Genomic DNA, 19778 nt, shown 5'->3' on the forward strand with positions numbered 1-19778 from the left:
GTTTTATCGCCCGCCGGGCGGTAGCCATTCGACGGCGCCGAGGTCCGGTCGGCGGAAGGGGATCGGGTTTCCCAGCAGGTCGCGATCCGGCGCGCCGGAGATTACCAGCCCGGCGTCGATGCACGGCGAAGCGGGATGCAGGCCGAATCCCCGCAAGGCAAGACGCGTGCGCATGTCGATGTCGGTGCCCGGATGCTGCGGATCGAGCCACGCAGGATCGGCGACGATCGGACGGGTTTCCGTCGGGTGCGGCTCGATGTTCACGTACAGATTGTTGCGAAAGACGGTTTCCTTCCCTTTGCCGCGCGAACCCCACGTGCCGTGTTCGGCGAAATAGAAAACGTTGTTTTCGAACCGGCTGCGCAGCGGGGTTCGATCTTCCAGAAACACGGCCACCTTCAGCCCGCGGCCGACGTAGTGCGTGTTGTTGTAAACGTGGATCTGCTCGGCCTGCGATTTGCTCTCGAATCCGTAGCAGTAGATGCCTTGCCGGTCGTTCACACTCAGGTTGTAGCGGATGGTCACGTTGCGGTTGTGCCGCTTCATGATCCCGCAAAACCACATGTTGTCGTGGCTGTAGTTGTATTGGATGAGGGTGTTGATGCAATTGTAGTCGGCGTCGAATCCGCCGCGATCTTGTCCCTCGTCGCCGATGTTGCCGTAGGCCTCGTTGAATTGGATGCGCGTGCCGTCGCTGTCGAAGCAAAAGACGCTGTGCCCGACGTCGGCCCGGCTGCTGTGGGCCAGCGTGTTGTATTCGCAGACGGCGTCCTTCGCGCAGCGGAGGATGATCGCGTTTCGTCCCGTTCGAGAAACATAGTTGCCCGCGATCGACACGTTCGTCCACAGGTTGCGGGAAACGACCTTCTCGCCGTCGAATTCGAGGCCGCCGCATGACGAGGCGGTCGCAATTCCGACACCGCCGACGCGCTCGATGCGGTTGTTCGTGATCTGCAAGTCGTCGACGCGTGCGTCGCGGCAATCCATGCGCACGTGAATACCGCCGCGCCGCTTGTCGCCCACCAACGCATTGACGTCGTGCACGAAGCAGTCGTCGATGACGAAGTGACGGAACAGACGATCTTCGTCTTCCATTTGCACGAGGATACCGAACAACGCGCCCTGGTCGCGGTCGCTGCCGTCGGTATTGGTGACTTCGAGGCCGGTGATTTCCCAGCCGTCGGCGTTGTGCAACAAGACGGCCGCGGGATACTTGCCCTCGGCATCGATTCGCGGACGCGGTCCCGTACCGTACGGTTCGATGCGGATCGGCGTCTGAGGTTTTCCGCATCCTCGGGGTGCGAACATGCCCGTCACGCGCACGCCGCGGCGAAACAAGACGATATCGCCCGGCAAAAAGGCATGTTCCCGCAAGGCGTCGAAGTCGGCCTGCGAGTCGATCCGATATTCAGCCGCCGTCGCAAAATACGCGGCATACACAAGCGAGACGAAAGCACACAACGAGACGAGAACCGGTCGCGGCATGGGGCAATCCTTTCGGAACGAGGGACGGAACCCGCAACTTCTCATTATCCTTCGCCGGTGGACGGCGTCGCAACGCAATCCTCCGGCCGATCGTTCCGCGAATTCTTTTCGCGCGTTTTTTCTTGCGGCTCGGCGTGTTATTATCGTTCGCAACGCGGGCAGATGTGGCGGTGCCACACGGCGCACGGCTGCATTTCCCGGCAAACAATAGGGGACGCGCTTGCCGACGCAGACGGCTGATTCGCGGCCGTCGTTCCCGCATCGCCTTGCCGGATCGTTCTCGCGGCGGCTCGCGGGGGCAGCTTCCGATCGGTCGTGCAGACGTTCATCGAGGAGAACGGTATGGATCGTGATTTGTCCGGCGAATTCCGTAACATCTTGGAGCAAGACCCGCCTCAATTCACGGACCGCGTCGATACCCCGTGGGACGACGTGCCCGACTGTGAAGACTTCAACCAGAAGGCGTTCCGGCACATCGTTCGCGCGCTGAAAACCCTGTGTAACGCCGGCGAGAAGGCGCCGGATGCGACGGTCCCCCCTGCGCCGGGTTCTCGCGGCGTCTTGGTGCTGGGGGAAGCCGGCACCGGAAAAACGCACTTATTGATGCGGGTGGCCAAGAAGCTCGCCCAATCGAACCACATTTTGTTCGTCCGCAAACCGAACAACGAAGAAGCCGTCGCGCAGCACGTTTGGACCAACATCATCCAAAGCCTGTCGCGGGTCGTACCGCACGGCGACCACCTGCGATCCCAGCTCGATGTCCTGTTGGCGCACGTGTTCTCCGACGTGCTGATTCCCGAATTCGAAAGAGATCTCGAAAACGGAGCCAAAGCAGCGCAACGAAAGAAATGGGCACAGCAATTGCGCAACGATCCGTACAACTTGTTTCGGATGCTCGGCAAGGGCAGACAACGTCAGCAGAACATGGAGAGCATTCGCCGGAGGACGTTACAGTACCTCCAGGTGCGTCATCCCGAGGTAGATCAAAAAATCGCCCGCGCGTTGATTACCTACTGCTTCGTATCCAGTGAAGAACACAAGCGGTTGCTCCTTACCTGGCTGGCGGGCGAAGAAATCGACGAGAAGGAGGCGCGACGGATCGGATTGCCCGCCGCGTGGGTGCAGATCGACGAGACCTCGAGCGAGGTAGCGACCCAGCAACAGCGAGAGGAGCTGGCACTGCGAGCCATTCGTTCGTTGGGCATCTTGTCGACGCACTACCAGCCGCTGATCTTGGCGTTCGACCAACTCGAAGGTCTGCGCAACGAAGAGCGGCTGACGCAGCGGTGGGGCGACGTGGTGCGCGAAATTTTCACGATGACGCCGAACCTCTTGATCGTCACGTGTATCTTTCCTTCGCTATGGGAGGATTGGTTCAAAAAAGTGCTCGACAAAAGCGTCTTAGAACGTCTTTCCCAGCGTCGAGTCGAACTCGAACCGTTTCAACCGCACCACGGACTGGCCTTGTTGCGGGCGCAGTTGCGATCGCACTTCGTGCGTTACCGGCTGCCGACAGAAATCTATCCCTTCGAAGAAGAAGACGTCCACGCACTGTGCGCCGGCGGTCCGTCGCCGCGCATGTTCATCCAGCGTGCCCAACAGTGGTTCGACGACTGGCTGGACCTCGAAGAAGAGGAAACCCCTGCGATTTTGACCGAGTCCGAGAGCCCCGGGCGAGACGCCATCGATTCGGTGATCCGCAGCGCACTGGAGAAGTTTCGTGCCGAGGAGCTCAAACGGTACGACAAGGAAGTCCCCGTCGAACAGGATTTCTTCGGACGTGTTCGAAGCATCTTCCAATCGATATTGCGGGAAATCGGTTGCGACGCGCGTTTCGAGAAAGCGGCGCACGGGCGTTACGTGATGCCGCCGAACTTCATCGTCAAATCACCCGAAGACGGCAAAGGGCTGTGCATCGCCGTCATGAACAGCACGGGAAATGCTTTCGCGCATCGGATCAAGAACCTGTTGAAGACACAGGAGGCGGGCGACCAATACAAAGCCTTGATCATTCTTCGCGACCGGCGGCACGGCCCCATCGGCCCGAAGAGCCAAGAGTACCTCGATACCCTGCGAAAACGCGGGGCCGTCTTCATTCGAACGACCAAAGACGAAACGTGCCTGCTGAACGCCTTTTATGAGGCATTGACGGCTGCCGAAGAGCAAGATCTCTCGGTGGGAACGTACAAGATCGAGAAAGGCGAAGTCGTCGCTTACGTGCGGCAAAACGGGCTTCTCCGCGAAACAGAGTTGTTCCAAACGGCCGGCCGTCTCAGCCCCGTCGCGGCGGCCGTCGTCGGGGCCGAATGACGCACGCCGGATGCGACCGCGGAGCCGAGATTACAGGTAGTCCAGCAACGTCAGTTGGAACATTTTGGCGGTCGCTTGCAAGGCAGCTTCGAGGGCCATTTGACGACCCGTCAGGCTCGAAATGGCCTCGACCATGTCGATGTCATGCTCGTCCGAGAGCATGCTGCGCAATTCGACGTCTTCGTCTTCCAGACGGGTTTGCAGGATGTCGAGGCCGTTCTGCTTGGCGCCCAGGTCGGCGCGCACGAAGTTGAAGTTCAAGAGCTGGTCGTCCAGTTGCTGAACGGCCCGCTCCATCTCGTAGCTGTCGTTTTCGAGCAATCCGTGCTTCAACCGAAGCAGAGCGTTGAAGACGCTTTCGGTTTCCAACGGGGCGACGTCGCGACCGGTGAGGGTCGTCGGCTCTCCGCCGGAGAGTTGCGGGGGATTGAGCGGATCGGTCGCCGCCACAAATCCGGTTCCGTCGTTCCCGTCCGCCGGATCGAGGACGATTTCGAATCGCTGGCTCGCGGCAAGATCGGCCTGAAACATAGTGATGATGCGATTGGCGTCGGTAACGCCCGTCTCGATCTCGAATCGCAGTTCCTTGTTTACGGGGTCGAACGTGAACGATTCGGCACCGGGGACGGTGTCTTCGAAGATGACACGGTATCCGTTCGCGTCGCTGGTCGGGAACCGCGACCGAACGATCAGGTTGCTGTTCGGTCCCGGCGAGGCCACCGTCGTCGTCGCGATGCTGCCGGGCGAAGTCGCCTGTGCCTCGTTTTCTCCCGGCGGAATGAACCCCAAGTCGATCGCCGTGGTACTCAGTTTGGTCCGTTCGACAGTGAGCGTACCGGAGCCTAGGCTGTCGTCGACCAATTCGATACCGTTGCCGTAGGTGGCCAGTCGTGCATAGAGCCACGGTTGCTCACCCGGTGCCCGCGGTGGATTGTCGGGATGGTTGTTGATCAGGTCGATTACGTCCTGCACCGTTTGCGCGCCCGAAATATCGAACTCGAGGGTAACGCCGTCGGCGCGGGTGATGAGAAAATCGACGCCGCCTGCCGAACCGCCCGACGTCGAGGTCGTCCCCAACTGCACGAGCCCCGAGCCGTCGTTGAGCGGATTGCCTTCTTCGTCGGCGAGGACCAACTCGAAGTCGTCGCGTGCGCCGGGTGTCGCCGCGAACAGATCGACGACGTCCTTGGCCGTCGTGTATCCCGGTGCGATACCGATGGAAATCTTCTTGTTGACCGGATCGTAAGTGATCGTCTCGGATCCCGGAGGCAGCCCCGAGTCGTAGATTTCCAGTTCGTAGTCGTTCCAATCGGAACCGTCGTTGCGGGCGCGCAGGAGCAGGTCGTTGTTCAGCCCGTTCGAGGTGTACGTAGCCGAGGCCCGCTGGCCGTCGCTTTGGTAGTCGAACACGCCGCGGCCGAAGTTCATGTCGGCCAGTTTCGTTTCCCCGGTGAACGTGCGAACGCCCAATTGCGTCGCGGTGACGCCGCCGTTCTCGCCGACGGCGAAGTCGGCACCGCTGACCCGCGAACGGATGTCGATGCCGGTGCGCGATTCGTTGATCTGGGCAAGGAGTCCGGCCTCGGAGCTGTTGAGAATGTTCAACAAGTCCTCGACGGTTTCGGCCTCACTGATGTCGATGGTATGCGTCTGCCCGGCGTTGGTGATTTGCAATCCTGATGTCTTGTCGAACTCTTCGCCCGATCCGCCTTCGGTCGTGGCGGCCCACTCGCCCGGCGGCGTGACGGCGACCAGGCCCAAGCCCGCGTAATCGCCCTGGTCGAGCGTGTCGAGTTCGGCGGTGAACGGCAGGGTGCCCGCGGCGTTCGCGGTGTTGATCGCATCGACGACATGCTGGGCCAGGGTATGCCCTTCGTCGATCAGCACGGTGATTTCTTTGGCCGCCGGATCGTACTGGACGACCTCGTTGCCGAAGGTGACCGTCGGATCGTCGAGAAAGCGAATTTTCGTACCGTTCAGGGCCTCGCCGCGGGTGTCTGCCGTGAGGATGAAGTCGTTGTCGGTCGAGGGGAATCGCACGTATGCCCGAGAATACGTGCCGGTGATGTCGTCCAACGACGTGGTCAAGGTGAGCGCCGGGTTCAAATCTTCGCCGACGACGGGATTCAGGCCCACGCCGATCGGCGTGTAGATCCCCAATTGATGCGCCGAGTTGCCTTCACCGACTTCGAGAATCGAAAGATCGCCGACCGCGGCGTCGAGCTGAATCTTCAAGCCGGTTGCGGTGATTTCGACGTTCAGCGGCAATCGCTCGGCATTGTTCTTGATCAACAATGCCACGTCGCCGATCGTTTCGGCGCTGCTGAGGTCGATAGTGGCAACCGTGCTCCCGTCGGAAATGGCGATACTTCCGAGATCGACGCCCAGTCCGCCGTACAGGTCGGAAAGCCGCGTATCCATCGTGAGGGCGGGATTCAAGTCGGCTTGTCCGCGGACGGCATCGGAGAGCGCGCCGAACATTTCCGCCCCGGTCACGTTCGTCTGGAACAACAGGTCGGTGTCCGAGTAGCTCAACAACGTGTTTTCGTTGCCCAGGTAGGTGATCAAGTCGCCGTCGCGTTCGAAGGGGCGAACGTCCGTCCGGCTGCCGGCGAACAGATAGCGGTCGCGGAACTTGTGGTTGCCCGTGTCGAGAAGCTGCTGGATCGCCTGCTCGATCTGCTGCGCCGCGGCGGCGCGTTGATCGTCGGTCGAGGTCGTGCCCATCACGCTCAGGGCGACCGCCCGCGCGTCGGAGACGATCTCGGAAACGTGCGACGCCGCCGAATCGGTCGCCGTCAGGAACGACTGGTTCGTCTCCAGGTTGCTTTTGACTTGTTCCTTGCGTTCGAGCAACCGTTGCAGGCTCATCACCCGCAACGCCGAGATCGGGTCTTCGCTGGGAAGCTGGTATCGATAGCCCGTGCTGAGCTGCGTCTGTACGCGGTACAGTTCGCGCTGATCGTACTGCACCTGCTGCAACAGGCGGGACCGTACGAACAGGTCGCTCACGCGGGTGGTGGGAATTCCGATGATGGCACCCATGGCCGGTCGCTTCCTTGCAAATCGATCACGAGGGCGAACGCAACACTTGCGTTGTCTGCGCGTCCCGATGTGTTCCTCAAGGGGGCATCATGTTTCGTGATCGCCCGTTGCCGTCTTCCGGCATCGAAGGCGCTCAAATACTTACCAAGATTTCGAACAACTCGTTCAGCACGGCGATGAACCGTGCCGAAGCCTGGAACTGCCGCTGAAACGTCATCATCTTGACGGCCTCTTCGTCGAGGCTGACACCGCTGGTGGCCATTTTTTGGCCGCGCAAGGTTTGCTCGAACACGCGGGCGCCTTCGGCCTCGGCCTGCGCCACCGCCGAACCTTGGGTCATGTCGCCGGTCAATTGGTCGTACAGGACCGCCAGGCTCATCCCGTTTTGGGAATCGAGCGGCCGATCGAGAAAGTCGGCCAACTCGAGGGCGATATCGGTATCGACACCGATCCCCCCGGCACTGGCGGCAAACAGTGAGGGGTCCTCTTGCACGACCGTATTGACGGCGATGTCGCGCGCGGTCGAACCGGTGAAAAACGTATTCAGGCCCAAGGCGGCCAGCACACCGCTGGAATCGTTCGCAAAGGCGAACTGCTGATCGATCGAATCGGCCGAGATCGTGATCCGCCCGGTGGCATCGGCCGAAGCGGTCAACCCGTCGATCGCGTCCAGTTGCGCCGCCAAATCTTCCAAGGTCGTGTCGTCGTTGATACCGTTGAGGTCGACCTTGATGGTGGTCGTTTTCGCTTCACCCGTGCGGGTGTTGTACAAGATGAGGTCGAACGATCCGTTCTGCGGGGTGAAGTCGAGGCCCGCCGTGTCGAGGGGAACGTCCGTCTCGTCGACCAGGTACGTACTGGTCAACTCGCTGAACCCGTTCAATCCCTGCCCCGACGAGAAAAGCTTGTTGAACTCGAAAATGAGCGCCCCGGCGAAATTGTCGAGCTGATCGAGGAAGCCGCCGAGGATGTCGTCGCGCGAGGAGATCAGCCCGGCCAGTTCGCCGGCACTGATATCCAAAGGTGAATCGGTTTCTTTCAAGTGAATTTCGGCGGTGGCCAGGCCGCGGTCGGTTCCGTAGACGACTTCGACTTCGCGGCGCGTCCCTTCGTACACGAGAAAGTCGCCGCCTACGTATACGGTCACGCCGCCCGATTCCTGCTCTTCGACGCGGATGTCGATCAGTTCGGCCAATTCTTCCAAGGCCTGCAACCGCTGGTCGCGCAGGCCCACCGCATCGCTGTTCGACACGTCGCCGCCTTCGGTTTCGGCAATGCGGATGTTCAGTTTCTGGATCGTTTCGGTGAGCTTGTTGATTCGCTCGGCCATGTCGGCGACACGGTCGTTCAGGTCGTTGCGGACCTCGGAAACGCGATTCGACAAGCGGGTGATGTTCGTGGCCAGCGTTTTCCCCTGCAAGACGGCCAGGTTCCGGACGGAAACGCTTTCGGGCTGGTTCAAGATCTCGGAGATCGCCGAGAAAAAGTTGTTCAGGTCGGTGCTCAGGTCCATGTCGCCCAGCTCGTTGACCAATCCTTCGAGCTGACCGTAGGTTTCTTCTTTGACCTCGGCACTCGATCGATCGCTGACCGATCCGCGCAGGCGTTCTTCGAGAAAGGTGTCGATCTTCTGAACGACGGCCTTGACGTCGACCCCCAGGCCCAACAACAAGCGGCCCAACTGCTGGACGGGGGCGGGTGCGAGGACCGTCTCTTCCCGGATGTAACCGGGGGTGTTCGCATTGGCGATGTTCTGCCCGATCACCTGCATGGCGATCTGGTCCGCCCGCATGGTGTTCGAGGCCATTCGGATCGAGCTATACAGCGACATCGCTTCGGGTCATCCAGTCCGTTGGAGGCTCGTGTTCCGCCGCGGACCCTCCCGGCCGCGGCGCAGCGGCGAACCGCGCCGACTTCGACGCGGTTTCGGGGCAAATTTGGCGTTGCTTAGGTTTTCTATGCTTCCTGGTTTATCAAGGATCCGCAGTTTGCAGTTTCGGAATAACGGTTATCTTTGTTATATGTCGGCCGAGATTCGCCGCCAGTCGCGATAATCTCGAGTAATTGTGAAAGGTGAATCAGTGTTCGCTGGATGATCAGCCAGTTCGTCAGGGCGTTGTGTTGTAACAGGCGCGCCCGCCGGCTCGCCTCGTTCGCCCGGCGACTGAGGTCGCCGTGCTTTCCCTGGACGGCTGCGGCCAGCGACCGGACGTTCTCGGCGGGAAGGCCGGACTGCTTCGCCCGCGTCAACAACGCCTCGCGCCGTTCCAGCAGCTCTTGAAGCCGTTCGGCAAGAGCGGCCTCTTCCTTATCCACATTCGCCAACTCCTCCATATCAACCGAAGCGAGCGACTGCCGCTTGCGGGTGAGGATGTCGAGCGATTGCTGTTGGATCGCCGAAAGATCGGTGAGAAAGCTCGCCAGTTCCGACTCCCAACTCGATTGCATTGCCGAAATCCTTCTCGTGGTTTGGGTGCTTCCTTGCGGATGCGTCGTGTACGGAACAGTGTCGCTTTGTTTCAGCGCCGTCGCAGTTCGAACAGTTCGAACATGGGATCGCTGAAGCGGTCGGCTGCGGAGTCGGCCATCTTTTCGGCCAACGTCATGTCGAGGTGTTGCTGGAAGATTTCCTCGGCCTGACCGCCGTGGAAATAAGGTGTTTTGTGGACCGACTTCCGCATCTCTTTGAGCATCATGCCGAACAGTGTTTGTCCGACGAACGATCGGAATGCCTCACGAAGTTCTTCGTCGTCTTCGGTCGCGGCCTGCTCGGCGGACGGTTCCGACATCTTCGCCTCGAGCAATTCGGCAAACTGCGCGCCGCGGTTCGCGGTCGCCTGATTTGCCGCGAAATTCGCCCGGTCGATCGTCGTGCCCGCTGTCACGTCCGCGATCATGATGGTTCCTCGAATCGGATTCGTCTTCTCAATGGGTTGTGTCGGGGGAGAGGCCCTGCGTCACTCGATGATCAAGTCGGCGTGGAGTTTGCCGTCGCGTTCGAGTCCCTTGATGATCTCGATGATGTCGGCGGTCGGCGTGTTGATCGCGTTGAGGGCTTCGACCAGCGCCTTGAGCGTGGGGTTGTCGGGCTGAGCGGGATCGACGCCTACGAAGCCGCCCGCGGTCGGTTGCCCGGTCTCGATCACCATGTTCTTATGCGTTACGACGACGGGCCCGATTTCGACGTCGCCGCTGATGACGATGCTTCCCGCCCGCTCGTTGATCACCACGCGGGGACCGGTCGCCACATCCAACAGCGGCAGGTTCAACACCTGGGCCACGAACAACACGGGGTCTTCGGCGTATTGCCGGGGAATCGTGACTTCGACGTTTCCTTGGTTGATCGCACGGGCCAAAGGCATGCCGCTGCTTTGAAAGCTCATCTGACTGTTGATCAGCTCGGCGACGTCTTGAGCGACTTGGAAATCGGCGTATTGCGGCTCGAGCACCAGCGTGATCTTGCCGTCTTTGACGAAGGGCGTGAAGAAGTCGGCTTCGAGTCGGCAGCCGCCGTGAATACGGCCCACCGTGGGGATGTTCGTGTCGTCCAAGGTGATAGGGCCTTCGGCCAAGGCGTACACACGGGGATCGCCGGGCACGGGCCCGAGAAGCGGCGTGAGGAACAGCCTTCCCCCTTCCAGGCTCTTGGCCGATCCGACCGAGCTGACGACGCAGTCGAGACGATCGCCTTGGCGGGCACCGGCGGCGGGAACCGTGGCCGTTACCAGCACGATCGCCACGTTCTTCGCATCCTTGAGTTCCGTCAGACCGTCTTTGCCCAACGGCGTCCCCATCAACTGCATCGCGGTTCCCAGGCTTCGGATCGTGGGAAGGAAGTTTCCTCCGTCGCCGGTTCCCTTCAAGCCCACGACGATCCCCAGCCCGTGAATGACGTTTTCCTCTTGCCCTTTGACGCGGCAAATGTTCTTCAACGACACGCCGGCGGTCGCCTGCGGCACGTTCATCGAGCACGCGACGGCGACCAACACGACGGTCGCCAGTCGAACGGTGCGGTAGTGCCGGTTGCGGGCTTCGGTTCGATGGTCGTTTGCGTGAATCATGGTCGTGCCGGTTCGTGTTTCGAGGGATGCCGAATAGAATGCTTCCGTCAGAAAGGCTGGACCGCGTCGAGCCAACGGAGGGCCCAGCCGCGGCGATAACCGTCGCGGACGTGTCCCGCCTCGCGTTTCACCAGCCGCAGGTTGGCGACGTTCTCACTCAACACGGTGTTGTCGGGCAGGATCGCGTCGGCCGAAACGGTGCCGGTCAAGGCGATTTCCCAGGTGTCGTTGTTTACTTGGATGAAGCGGCGTCCTTCGAGCACCAGCAGGCCGTTCGGGCGAACGTCGACGACCTCGCACGAGACCCGCAGCTTCATCGCCTCGCGGGTTTCCAGTTCCGATTCGGCACGGTACTTGTTTTCCATCGCGCCCGAGACGGTCGGATCGCCGTCGCTTTGCGGATCAGGAATCAGGTGCCAGCTCTTCAGCAAAATCCAATCACTGAGGATGAATTTGCCGTCGGCTTTTTTGCGGCGGTCCATTTGACCTTCGGAGATGACTTGCGTCTTCTCGTCGACGACGACGGTCACCAGGTCGTGCAGCATGAACTTTCGCGGCTCCGGCGGCGGCTGATAGGTCCACGACGTCTTGTCGAGCGTGGGCGGTTGCGACGACGGAGTTCCGGCCGTCAGCAGGCTGCCGCTTTGGGCCGAGGCCGACACGGCCGTCGTCAGCACCAGCAACGTTGCAGCGATCGGTTCCAGAAAACGTCGGCTTTTCATCGGTCGTGCTCGTCGTTTGTTTGTGTGCTGTTCGGGATAACCTTCGGATTCAGCGGGCGGCCGTTTCGTTCGCCTGTACACCCCGAGCGAAAACCTCGACTTCCTGGAAGCCGCTCACGCGGGCATAGAAGCGGCGTTTGCGGTCGAGCGATTCGACTTCGACCAGATCGCCTTGGGAGCCTTCGTCGGCGGCCCGGCCGACCGTGCGAATGCGGATGCCCGACGCCCGCACGTACACGGTGACCACGTCGTTGCGTCGGACCAACACGGGCAGACGGACGTCGCGGCGGCTGAGGATGCGGTTCTGGCCGATCGCCGTGGCGGCTTCTTTGCCGACGACCTCGTCGAGCGAACGGCAGACATCCGGATCGGCGGCCGTGTTTGCGTCGACGTCGCGGGTCAACGCGACGTCTTCGCGGCGGATGATCGCCCCGCGCGGTAACGAGCGGACGGCGACCACCACAGCACGACGCGGTGCGATTTCGGCGACGACCGGGATCGTGCCGCGGCCCGCCGGGTTGTCGATCACAAGGTCGAACCGTTGCGCTCCGGCGTAGGGCGGCGTCCCTCCCCGAACGGTAATTTGCGAGTGGGGATCGGCGAGCAACGCGGCGTGATTCGCGTCGAAGCGACAGGAGACGTCCCAGCCGCTTTCGCCGGTCGTTTCCGCCAGATACCGGGCCACGGCCTCTTCCACCAATCGCTTTGCCCGCGAGGCCACCGCCTGCGAAATCGATTGAACGGCCGAGGTGTTCACCACCGCCGGTCGCGTCACTTCGATCATGTTTGCGCCGTCGATTCGGTGCGCCCGCATGTCCAAGCCGCGCACCACGAGCACTTCTTCGACTTGCCGGCGGGTGAGGAAGCGTCGCTCGCCGGGAGCGGGGGCGGGCACCAGCACCGTTTGCGAAAGATTCTCGGCCACGGTCGTGTCGGCGTCGCGAATCTCGGCTACGTCGCCGAGCGTCACGGCGGAACGGCGGCAAACGGCCGTGGGACGCAACAGGATTTCGGCGGCGCGGGCGGTTGCGACGACCTGCAACGATGCGACGATCAGGCCCATCCACACAAGCCGCGTTCGAAACATCCTGTCGACGGTCGGCATGGTCTTCAGCTCGTTCGGTTCAAGGAGGAATCACGTTACCGTTAGTACCGCCGCAGGTTCGCCACCAGTTGCATCATTTGGTCGCCGACCTGGACGGTTTGGGAGTTCATCTCGAAGGCCCGTTGGGTGGTGATGAGGTCGATCAGTTCCCGCACCGGCTCGACGTTCGACGCTTCGAGCGAACCCTGTCGCAGCAGGCCGAGTCCGTCTTGGCCGGGCGTACCCGTCACCGGTGTTCCCGAAGCGTCCGTCTCGGCGTACAGGTTCTCACCCAGCTTCAATAGTCCTTCGGGATTGATGAAGCTGACCAGTTCGATCGTGCCGACCTGGGTGAGATTCGGCGTGCCGGGTTGTCGGACCGAAACGATGCCTTCAGGGCTGATGACGACGTTCGTGGCGTCGCTGGGAACGACGATCGGCGGTTCGAGCAACCGCCCGGTGTTCGCCGACCCGAGAACGAGGTTCCCGTTGGCGTTGATCGAGAAGTTTCCCGCCCGCGTGTACAGCACTTCGCCCGAAGGATCGAGCACCTGAAAGAAGCCGTTGCCCTCGATCGCCACGTCGAGTTCGCGTTCGGTCTGCTGGAAGGCGCCTTGGCGGAACTCGGTTTGGATGCTGGAAACGCGGGTACCCAGACCGACCGAAATCCCGGTGGGCGTGTACTGGCCCGAGGTGTCTTCGGCCCCGGGAAACATCTCGTGGCGATAGAACAGGTCCTCGAAGTTGGCACGGCCGCGTTTGAAGGCGGTCGTTTCGATGTTCGCCAGGTTGTTCGAGATGACGTCGAGCTTCGTCTCCATGGCCGTCATGCCGGTGGCGGCCGAATAGAGGGTTTGTACGCTCATGGTTCCGTCCTATTTGCGATGAAACGTGATGGTTCCGTCCATCCGGGAATTCGAACTCATACCCGCATGACGCGGTTGAACAGTCCCGACAGCATCTGATCTTGTGTTTGCATCATGTTCAGGTTGGCTTCCAGCAATCGGGAGGTGGTGATCATGTCGACCATCTCGGCGGTCGGTTGCACCCCCGACATTTCGAGGTGGCCGGCGACCACGTTCCGCCGATCGGCGGGCAATTCTTCGTAGCCGTCCAATGCTTGGAAGAGGTTCTCACCGACCCGCCGCAGGCTGTCGTACGAAGTCGGTTCGACCAGCGCCAGTCGTTGGCGTTGACCGGGTTGTTGGATGGTGCCGTCGGGAAGGAGTTCCCACGGTCCGTTGTTGATCGGATCGATGACGATCGCGTTGCCGTCGGCGCTGAGCACTCGGTAATGATCGTTACCGAACTGAGTGACCAGCTCGCCGTTGCCGTTGATGAAGAAATTTCCCGCCCGCGTCAAAAAAGTCTCGCCCTCTTTTTCGACCAGGAAGAAGCCTTCGCCGCGGATGGCGAAATCGGTCTCGACGCCGGTTTCTTTGATAGGGCCTTGGGCGAAATCGGTCTTCGTTTCGAACATGAGCACGCCGCCGCCGACGTCGTTGATCGACCCCGAGCCGAGATAGTCTTCGCCCTCGGCTTGGGCCTCGGCCAACCGCGCCCGCTGAATCGCCAGTTCGCGCTTGAAGCCGACCGTGTCGACGTTCGCCAGGTTGTGCGCGATGACATCCAACCGCCGGCTCTGGGCGGCAGCGCCTTCGGCAGAGAGATACAACCCGTACGGCATCGCAACGTCTCCTGAAACTCGGCCGGGAAGATCACACCGGCGGATCTTCCGTCGACGGGTTCCTGGAAAGCAACGTGCGTGCCGAAGCACCAGAAAAACTCCGGCAAGAAATACCGACGTGCCTCAAGTCTTCTTCAAAACGCGAGTTGCGCTTTCCGAAGGGATGCCGAAATGCCCCTCGCGTACCGATCGGAAGTTTGCCGCACGCCGCGACAGAACAGCAAAATTTGCCGATCGCGCAAGACTTGCCGATCGGCCGTCGCCTGTAATGAGTCGGTCTGCAATGAAAAGAAGGGAAAGTCAGGGTGGATAGGCAAGCACGCCCGCCGCTGGCGTCGAAACGCCGTCCTCATCGGCACCGGCCGTTTACCCGAGGAAATTGTTGTGTTGCCGGTGCTGCCGGGGTATATTCCCGCGCGGGAGGTAAATTTGGTGTCAACCCATTCCGATTCGCGTTCGGCGCTGCCGCTGGTTTTGGGCTTTACGGCCTTCGTGTTCGGCTTTTTCTATTTGCCGTGGGCCACGTGGAACCTTTGGCGTGCGGCAGCCTGCGCCGGATGGATCGAAACCGCGGGGACGGTGATCTCGACCGAGGTCCGAGAGAAGCAGCACTCCGGCGGCGTCGACTACGAACCGGTCGTCGTCTACCGGTATGAAGTGGACGGACAAGCCTACGAGTCGTCTCGCTTCGCGTATTCGGCGTCACCATTCAATCGCACAAAAGCCGAAGCGGAACAGATCGCGGCAAAGTATCCACCCGGCGCTGTCGTCACGGTGTATCACCATCCTTCCCGCCCCGAAGAAGCCGTGCTTCGCCGCGACGTCACCGGAAGCAACTACGGCGCCGTCGGGTTGAGCTTGCTCGCACTTCTGGTCGGGACCGGACTCATCTATTGGGGGACGCGCACCCGGAATCGCGGAAGGCGATCCGCTACGACCGCCTGAAGTCCCGGCCCGCTCGACGGAGCTTTCGTTCCCGTCCCGCGGCTCACGGCCGAGGGATGGAAAATCACGGGGCTTCGGCGGAAGGTTGGGGTGCGGCGAATGCGCCCCGGGGCGCTTGAGGCCACGGCGTTTTCCCCGGCGGCCAATACTGCGGTTGCTTCGCCCGCACAGCCTTCACGTGCTCGATGAGCCACGCCGGCGGATCGGCGTTTTCTTTTTGGCCGTACACCCACGGAAGCGGGGGATCCATCACCAGCGGCTTGTCGCCCAGCGGCGGACGTTGCGCGGCCATTTCTTCGAGCCGAGCCTTCAATCGCCGAACAACCTCGGGATGGGCCGCAGCGACGTCCTGCGTCTCGCCCGGATCATCGTCGATGTTGTACAGCGCATCGCCCATCAGCTTCCACGAGCCGCTGCGGATCGTGGGAAGACGCACGCTTCCGGCGACCTCGAAGACGATCTCTTGCCGCGGGCTCGGCTTGCCCGCAAACAGCGTGTCGATCATGTCGAACGAATCGACCGGTCGCTCTTGTTCGTGGCTGCCGCCGGCCAGCGAGATGAACGTGCTGTACCAGTCGGTGACGAACATCATCGCGTCGCTGCGCGAACCGGGGGCGATCGTGCCGGGCCATCGCAGAAGACACGGGCTGCGCACGCCCCCTTCGAAGGTCGTGTTCTTCGTTCCACGGAAGGGACGGCTCATTTCTTCGAGAACCGGGCCGTTGTCGTTGGTGAACACAATCAGCGTGTTCTCACGAAAACCGTGACGATCGACGGCTGTGACGACGCGGCCGACCGCGTCGTCGAGACACTTGAGCATGGCGCTGCGAACGTCGTAACGGTCGGTGTATCGCGGCGGCGGATTGAGCGGGCCGTGGACGGCATTGAACGCAATGTACAAGAAAAACGGCCGGTCGGATTTTTGTGCGGCGATCACCCGTTCGGCCTCGGCGGCCAACAGGTCGGTCGTGTAGCCCTCTTCGTGGAGGGGCTTTTGATTGCGATGCCAATCGTAGACGGCAAACACGGCCGGCGCGTTGTGCTCGATCGTCTTTGTGTAATAGTCGATACCCCAGGCGTAATGGCCGTATTGGTATTGAAACCCTTGGCCCATGGGCAGGTTCTCGTCGAGCCATTCACCCAGGTGCCATTTCCCCAAGATGCCCGTGAAATAACCCGCTTCGCCGAGCGCCTCGGCGATCGTGCGTTCCTGCGTGTCGAGCGCGTGAATGCGGCGGGTCGGCTCGCCTTTTTCGGTTTTGGCCAAGGTCAGCCCCAATCGGTTCAAGTAACTGGGCTTCCCGAAGTCTTCGGTGCGCCAGTCCATCCACGTCCGCCAGGCGTAGCGTCCGGTCATGAAGGCGGCTCGTGTGGGAGAACACACCGAATGCACGTAGAACTGATCGAGCCGCATGCCCTCGGCCGCCAACCGGTCGATGTTCGGTGTGAGCTCGGGATTGCCGCCGTGGATACCGAGCTGCGCCCAACCCATGTCGTCGGCCAAGATGAAGATGATATTCGGGCGGCTGCCGGCTGGCGACTCGGCTCCCCGCGCCGCGCTGTACGGTCCGACGAATCCGGACGCCAACCCGATCCACGCCGCCAAGCCCGCCAGAACACCCAGACGTATTCGCATCGTTGACACCTCACCTGAGGAGACCCTATTTCGACAAGTCCGCCGCGTATTGTACCTAGCGACACCTCGGCCGCGAAAGCATTCGGCGCGCAATCGCGACCACGCCGCAGCGCGCACGAAAAGTGCATGTCGCTTTCGCGCAATCGTCTCACACCGTGCCGGTCGAGTCGTTGGAACAAAAGATGGGCGGCTTCGGCGAGGTCGAACCGTCCGAACGTTCTAGCGGCGCTTCATGTGCTCGCGAAGCCGTCGCGAGGCATTTTCGAGAAACCGGCGTTCTTTGCGGGTAAGGCTTTCTTCGCCGTGATCGCGAATCTTGTCGAGCAGCCGATCGACCTCGCGGCGCAGTTCTTCGAGTTCTTCGGCCTCGCGACGCGCCTGCGCGTCTTCGGCGTCTTCATCCTCCTCGAATCGGCGCACCTTCAGCGAAGGCCGACGGGACCGCCATCGGTCGAAAAACCCGCCGAAGTCGAATAAGCGTCCCAGCCGAAATCCCGACTGGTAGTACGCCAGCGCAATCAGCACGCCCGTGATGTGGACCGAGTAGGCAATGTTCGTGTCGGCATTCTTCAGGGCGTAGAGAAAATCGGGGACGACCAGAAGCAGCCCGGCCACCCAGGCGGGGACGGGCAACACGAAGAACAATAAGACGATCCGGTTCGGGAAGTTCAGGCAGAACAAGAAAAACATCCCGATCACGGCCCCCGAGGCACCTACCAAATACGTGCCGCCCACGACGCCGGTCATCCGGTTGGCGACCGCCCACACGATCCCGCCGAGAATGATCATCGCGAAGTACAGCCGCAAGAACTCGTTTCGGCCCAGCAGGTTTTCCATGTCGCGGCCGAAGAAAAACAGCGTGAGCATGTTGAAAAACACGTGCTGCGGCGTCGGCGAGTGGAGAAACCCGTAGGTCACGAAACGCCACCACGTCCAAGGGGTCCACAGAGTTTCCACCCGTGCCGCCCCAAGATTGCTCAACAACTGCCCCGAAAACCCGTCTGCTATGTAGATCACAACGTTTAGAATGATTAGCGTGATTACCGCGGATTGCGGCCCGGCCGTGCCCAAAGGGGATCGGCGGTAGCGCACGTAGTCGCGATCGTACAAGCCCATGCCCGGAGTCCTTTCGCCGTGAATTGCTCCGAATAATCCGCAATGAAGACGCCAACCTCGGCACTTGTCGCCATTGTACCGTAGCACGCGGGGAAAGAAACGACGATCGCCGCCGGACGGTTCTTGCCGCCGGGTAAGGAACCGTTTGCCCGCGACCGGTTGCCGGGACTACACTCGGTTGTTTTGCTGTGTCGCCCAGTTTGTCTACTTTTTGTGTCGCATTGCCGGAGACGCATCATGTCACGTGCGTGCTGGTTCTTCCGCCGGTTTCGGGGATCTCGCCGCCACGGTCGGCCGCTCGGTTTGTCCGGGGCTGTGCTGGTGGGGATCGTGTTCGTTGCCGCCGCAGCCTGCGGACAGGAAGCACGTGTACCCACGTTTCGCGTGGTCGAAGCGGTCCCGCTTTCGGCGTGGGATGCGCGCTTCGCGCCGAGCGAGGCCTGGGGCGGCGCCGACGGGGCCTACTCGGTTCCGTTGTCGTCGGATCGCATCTTGTGGTTGTTCGGCGATACGTTCACCGATGCCGCACGACGTCGCATGGTCAACAACTCGATCGCCCTTGCCCGCAAGGCGCAATCGGGGGATCGCACCGCCTGGACGGTCGATTTTCATTTTGGAAGCGATGCCGCAGGCAGACGCGCGTCGTGGATCGTTCCCCGCGACGGGCGAGGGTTCTTCTGGTTGCTTTCGGGTTTGCGTCTCTCGAAACGTGCCGTGCTGGCGGCTGCGCAAATCGAGCACACACAAACCGGAGGCCCGTTCGGGTTTCGCCAGATCGGCCAATGGCTTTTGGTGATCGACAATCCCGATGCCGAAGTCGCCTCGTGGCGCGTCGAGCAATACGCGGTTCCGCATTTTCTCGATACGAAAGCGCGGGCGATCGTCTACGGATTGTCGTTTCTGCTGCACGATGGTCGACTGTACATCTACGGCTACGATGAAGACCGCCGGGCGAAGCCGTTTCCCGACAAGCGATTGATCGTTGCGAGGGGCGATCCGCAGCACGTGGCCGACTTCACCGCGTGGCGGTTTTTCGACGGCAACGGCTGGGCGGCCGATTTCCGTCGCGCGGCTCCACTGTTCGGCGGTGCGGCGAGCGAGGGAAGTGTCACCTATTCCGCCGACCGGCATTGCTTCGAGATCGTGTATACCGAGATCGGCCTGTCGCCGCGCATTTTGTATCGCAACGCGGCATCGCCGACCGGCCCGTGGAGCGAGCCGCTTCTGCTGTACCCGTGCCCTGAAGGCGACGACAAAGGACTATTCTGTTACGCGGGCAAGGCTCATCCCGAGCTCGCCCGACAAGCGGACGAGTTGATTATCACCTACGCTGCGAACGCGTGGGACTTCAAACGCCTGGTCGAAGACCGCTCGGTCTATCAGCCGCGGTTCGTGCGGGTACGTTTGGCGGAAGACGACTGACGCCGACCATGCCCGGATCGTGACGCGCGAAACGCCGTGTGCCGTATGGGCGCACACAGCACATCCGACCGTGCTGCTTTGCCGTTGCGGCAACGGTTCTCGTCGGCGGCTCTTTCCCAAAAAATGCGGTATGCCTTGCCGCTGCGGTTGCGTGGTTGCGCGCAGCTCGCGCTTGGGAGCGGAACCCTGCGTCGGAACGGTCGGTCCATTACAATGAACACGCCCAGAAGCGTAAGACTCTAGCCGCGGATTCCTTTTGGTGATG

Annotated in this window: 15 protein-coding genes; 3 read left to right on the top strand and 12 right to left on the bottom strand. The window is 61.4% G+C overall.

Translation table 11 applies throughout. From position 1 onward, the window contains the following. Positions 1 to 3: 3 nt before the first annotated feature. Positions 4 to 1485, bottom strand: a complete 1482-nt coding sequence (locus tag ACYQ2I_RS02325; protein ID WP_460165377.1) for a right-handed parallel beta-helix repeat-containing protein — start codon at positions 1483 to 1485, stop codon at positions 4 to 6. Positions 1486 to 1827: 342 nt separating this feature from the next. On the opposite strand from ACYQ2I_RS02325, the gene ACYQ2I_RS02330 reads away from it, so the two are divergent. Next, complete coding sequence (locus ACYQ2I_RS02330; RefSeq protein WP_460165378.1) at positions 1828 to 3795, top strand: P-loop NTPase family protein; 1968 nt, start codon at positions 1828 to 1830, stop codon at positions 3793 to 3795. 30 nt (positions 3796 to 3825) lie between these two features. Here ACYQ2I_RS02330 and ACYQ2I_RS02335 read toward each other — a convergent pair whose 3' ends face one another. The 9 genes from ACYQ2I_RS02335 to ACYQ2I_RS02375 form a co-directional block, all read right to left on the bottom strand. Continuing rightward, entirely contained in the window at positions 3826 to 6840 is a 3015-nt protein-coding gene (locus tag ACYQ2I_RS02335) for a flagellin N-terminal helical domain-containing protein (RefSeq protein ID WP_460165379.1), read from the bottom strand. A gap of 133 nt (positions 6841 to 6973) precedes the next feature. Further along, a complete protein-coding gene (gene flgK, locus ACYQ2I_RS02340; RefSeq protein ID WP_460165380.1) occupies positions 6974 to 8671 on the bottom strand; it encodes a flagellar hook-associated protein FlgK in 1698 nt (565 codons plus the stop codon). A gap of 125 nt (positions 8672 to 8796) precedes the next feature. Then, positions 8797 to 9288, bottom strand: a complete 492-nt coding sequence (gene flgN, locus ACYQ2I_RS02345; RefSeq protein ID WP_460165381.1) for a flagellar export chaperone FlgN — start codon at positions 9286 to 9288, stop codon at positions 8797 to 8799. A gap of 71 nt (positions 9289 to 9359) precedes the next feature. Continuing rightward, positions 9360 to 9737 carry a rod-binding protein gene (locus ACYQ2I_RS02350; protein WP_460165382.1) on the bottom strand — a complete coding sequence of 126 codons (378 nt, stop codon included), beginning with the start codon at positions 9735 to 9737 and terminating at the stop codon, positions 9360 to 9362. A 60-nt stretch (positions 9738 to 9797) separates the two neighbouring features. Continuing rightward, a complete protein-coding gene (locus ACYQ2I_RS02355; protein ID WP_460165383.1) occupies positions 9798 to 10901 on the bottom strand; it encodes a flagellar basal body P-ring protein FlgI in 1104 nt (367 codons plus the stop codon). 47 nt (positions 10902 to 10948) lie between these two features. Next, complete coding sequence (locus tag ACYQ2I_RS02360) at positions 10949 to 11623, bottom strand: flagellar basal body L-ring protein FlgH (RefSeq protein WP_460165384.1); 675 nt, start codon at positions 11621 to 11623, stop codon at positions 10949 to 10951. 49 nt (positions 11624 to 11672) lie between these two features. Beyond that, a complete protein-coding gene (gene flgA / locus ACYQ2I_RS02365; RefSeq protein ID WP_460165385.1) occupies positions 11673 to 12728 on the bottom strand; it encodes a flagellar basal body P-ring formation chaperone FlgA in 1056 nt (351 codons plus the stop codon). Positions 12729 to 12769: 41 nt separating this feature from the next. Continuing rightward, the gene (gene flgG / locus ACYQ2I_RS02370) at positions 12770 to 13573 is read right to left on the bottom strand and encodes a flagellar basal-body rod protein FlgG (RefSeq protein ID WP_460165386.1); all 804 of its coding nucleotides are present in this window, start codon (positions 13571 to 13573) and stop codon (positions 12770 to 12772) included. 56 nt (positions 13574 to 13629) lie between these two features. After that, on the bottom strand, positions 13630 to 14394 hold the full coding sequence (locus ACYQ2I_RS02375) for a flagellar hook-basal body protein (RefSeq protein ID WP_460165387.1): 765 nt from the start codon (positions 14392 to 14394) through the stop codon (positions 13630 to 13632). A 432-nt stretch (positions 14395 to 14826) separates the two neighbouring features. Between ACYQ2I_RS02375 and ACYQ2I_RS02380 the strand changes: the two genes are divergently transcribed. Next, on the top strand, positions 14827 to 15339 hold the full coding sequence (locus ACYQ2I_RS02380; protein ID WP_460165388.1) for a DUF3592 domain-containing protein: 513 nt from the start codon (positions 14827 to 14829) through the stop codon (positions 15337 to 15339). Positions 15340 to 15403: 64 nt separating this feature from the next. Here the strand turns inward: ACYQ2I_RS02380 and ACYQ2I_RS02385 are convergent, their stop codons facing one another. Together ACYQ2I_RS02385 and ACYQ2I_RS02390 are read right to left on the bottom strand one after the other, a co-directional pair. Beyond that, a complete protein-coding gene (locus ACYQ2I_RS02385; RefSeq protein ID WP_460165389.1) occupies positions 15404 to 16975 on the bottom strand; it encodes an arylsulfatase B in 1572 nt (523 codons plus the stop codon). 219 nt (positions 16976 to 17194) lie between these two features. Next, a complete protein-coding gene (locus tag ACYQ2I_RS02390) occupies positions 17195 to 18091 on the bottom strand; it encodes a rhomboid family intramembrane serine protease (protein WP_460165390.1) in 897 nt (298 codons plus the stop codon). A 237-nt stretch (positions 18092 to 18328) separates the two neighbouring features. Here ACYQ2I_RS02390 and ACYQ2I_RS02395 point away from each other — a divergent pair, with 237 nt between their 5' ends. After that, the gene (locus ACYQ2I_RS02395) at positions 18329 to 19513 is read left to right on the top strand and encodes a DUF5005 domain-containing protein (protein WP_460165391.1); all 1185 of its coding nucleotides are present in this window, start codon (positions 18329 to 18331) and stop codon (positions 19511 to 19513) included. Positions 19514 to 19778: the final 265 nt, after the last annotated feature.

The sequence above is a fragment of the Thermostilla marina genome, from assembly GCF_054657455.1.

Coding starts and splice junctions, on each gene's coding strand:
- ACYQ2I_RS02325 (WP_460165377.1), bottom strand. CDS start 1,485: ATGCCGCGACCGGTTCTCGTCTCGTTGTGTGCTTTCGTCTCGCTTGTG.
- ACYQ2I_RS02330 (WP_460165378.1), top strand. CDS start 1,828: ATGGATCGTGATTTGTCCGGCGAATTCCGTAACATCTTGGAGCAAGAC.
- ACYQ2I_RS02335 (WP_460165379.1), bottom strand. CDS start 6,840: ATGGGTGCCATCATCGGAATTCCCACCACCCGCGTGAGCGACCTGTTC.
- flgK (WP_460165380.1), bottom strand. CDS start 8,671: ATGTCGCTGTATAGCTCGATCCGAATGGCCTCGAACACCATGCGGGCG.
- flgN (WP_460165381.1), bottom strand. CDS start 9,288: ATGCAATCGAGTTGGGAGTCGGAACTGGCGAGCTTTCTCACCGATCTT.
- ACYQ2I_RS02350 (WP_460165382.1), bottom strand. CDS start 9,737: ATGATCGCGGACGTGACAGCGGGCACGACGATCGACCGGGCGAATTTC.
- ACYQ2I_RS02355 (WP_460165383.1), bottom strand. CDS start 10,901: ATGATTCACGCAAACGACCATCGAACCGAAGCCCGCAACCGGCACTAC.
- ACYQ2I_RS02360 (WP_460165384.1), bottom strand. CDS start 11,623: ATGAAAAGCCGACGTTTTCTGGAACCGATCGCTGCAACGTTGCTGGTG.
- flgA (WP_460165385.1), bottom strand. CDS start 12,728: ATGCCGACCGTCGACAGGATGTTTCGAACGCGGCTTGTGTGGATGGGC.
- flgG (WP_460165386.1), bottom strand. CDS start 13,573: ATGAGCGTACAAACCCTCTATTCGGCCGCCACCGGCATGACGGCCATG.
- ACYQ2I_RS02375 (WP_460165387.1), bottom strand. CDS start 14,394: ATGCCGTACGGGTTGTATCTCTCTGCCGAAGGCGCTGCCGCCCAGAGC.
- ACYQ2I_RS02385 (WP_460165389.1), bottom strand. CDS start 16,975: ATGCGAATACGTCTGGGTGTTCTGGCGGGCTTGGCGGCGTGGATCGGG.
- ACYQ2I_RS02390 (WP_460165390.1), bottom strand. CDS start 18,091: ATGGGCTTGTACGATCGCGACTACGTGCGCTACCGCCGATCCCCTTTG.
- ACYQ2I_RS02395 (WP_460165391.1), top strand. CDS start 18,329: ATGTCACGTGCGTGCTGGTTCTTCCGCCGGTTTCGGGGATCTCGCCGC.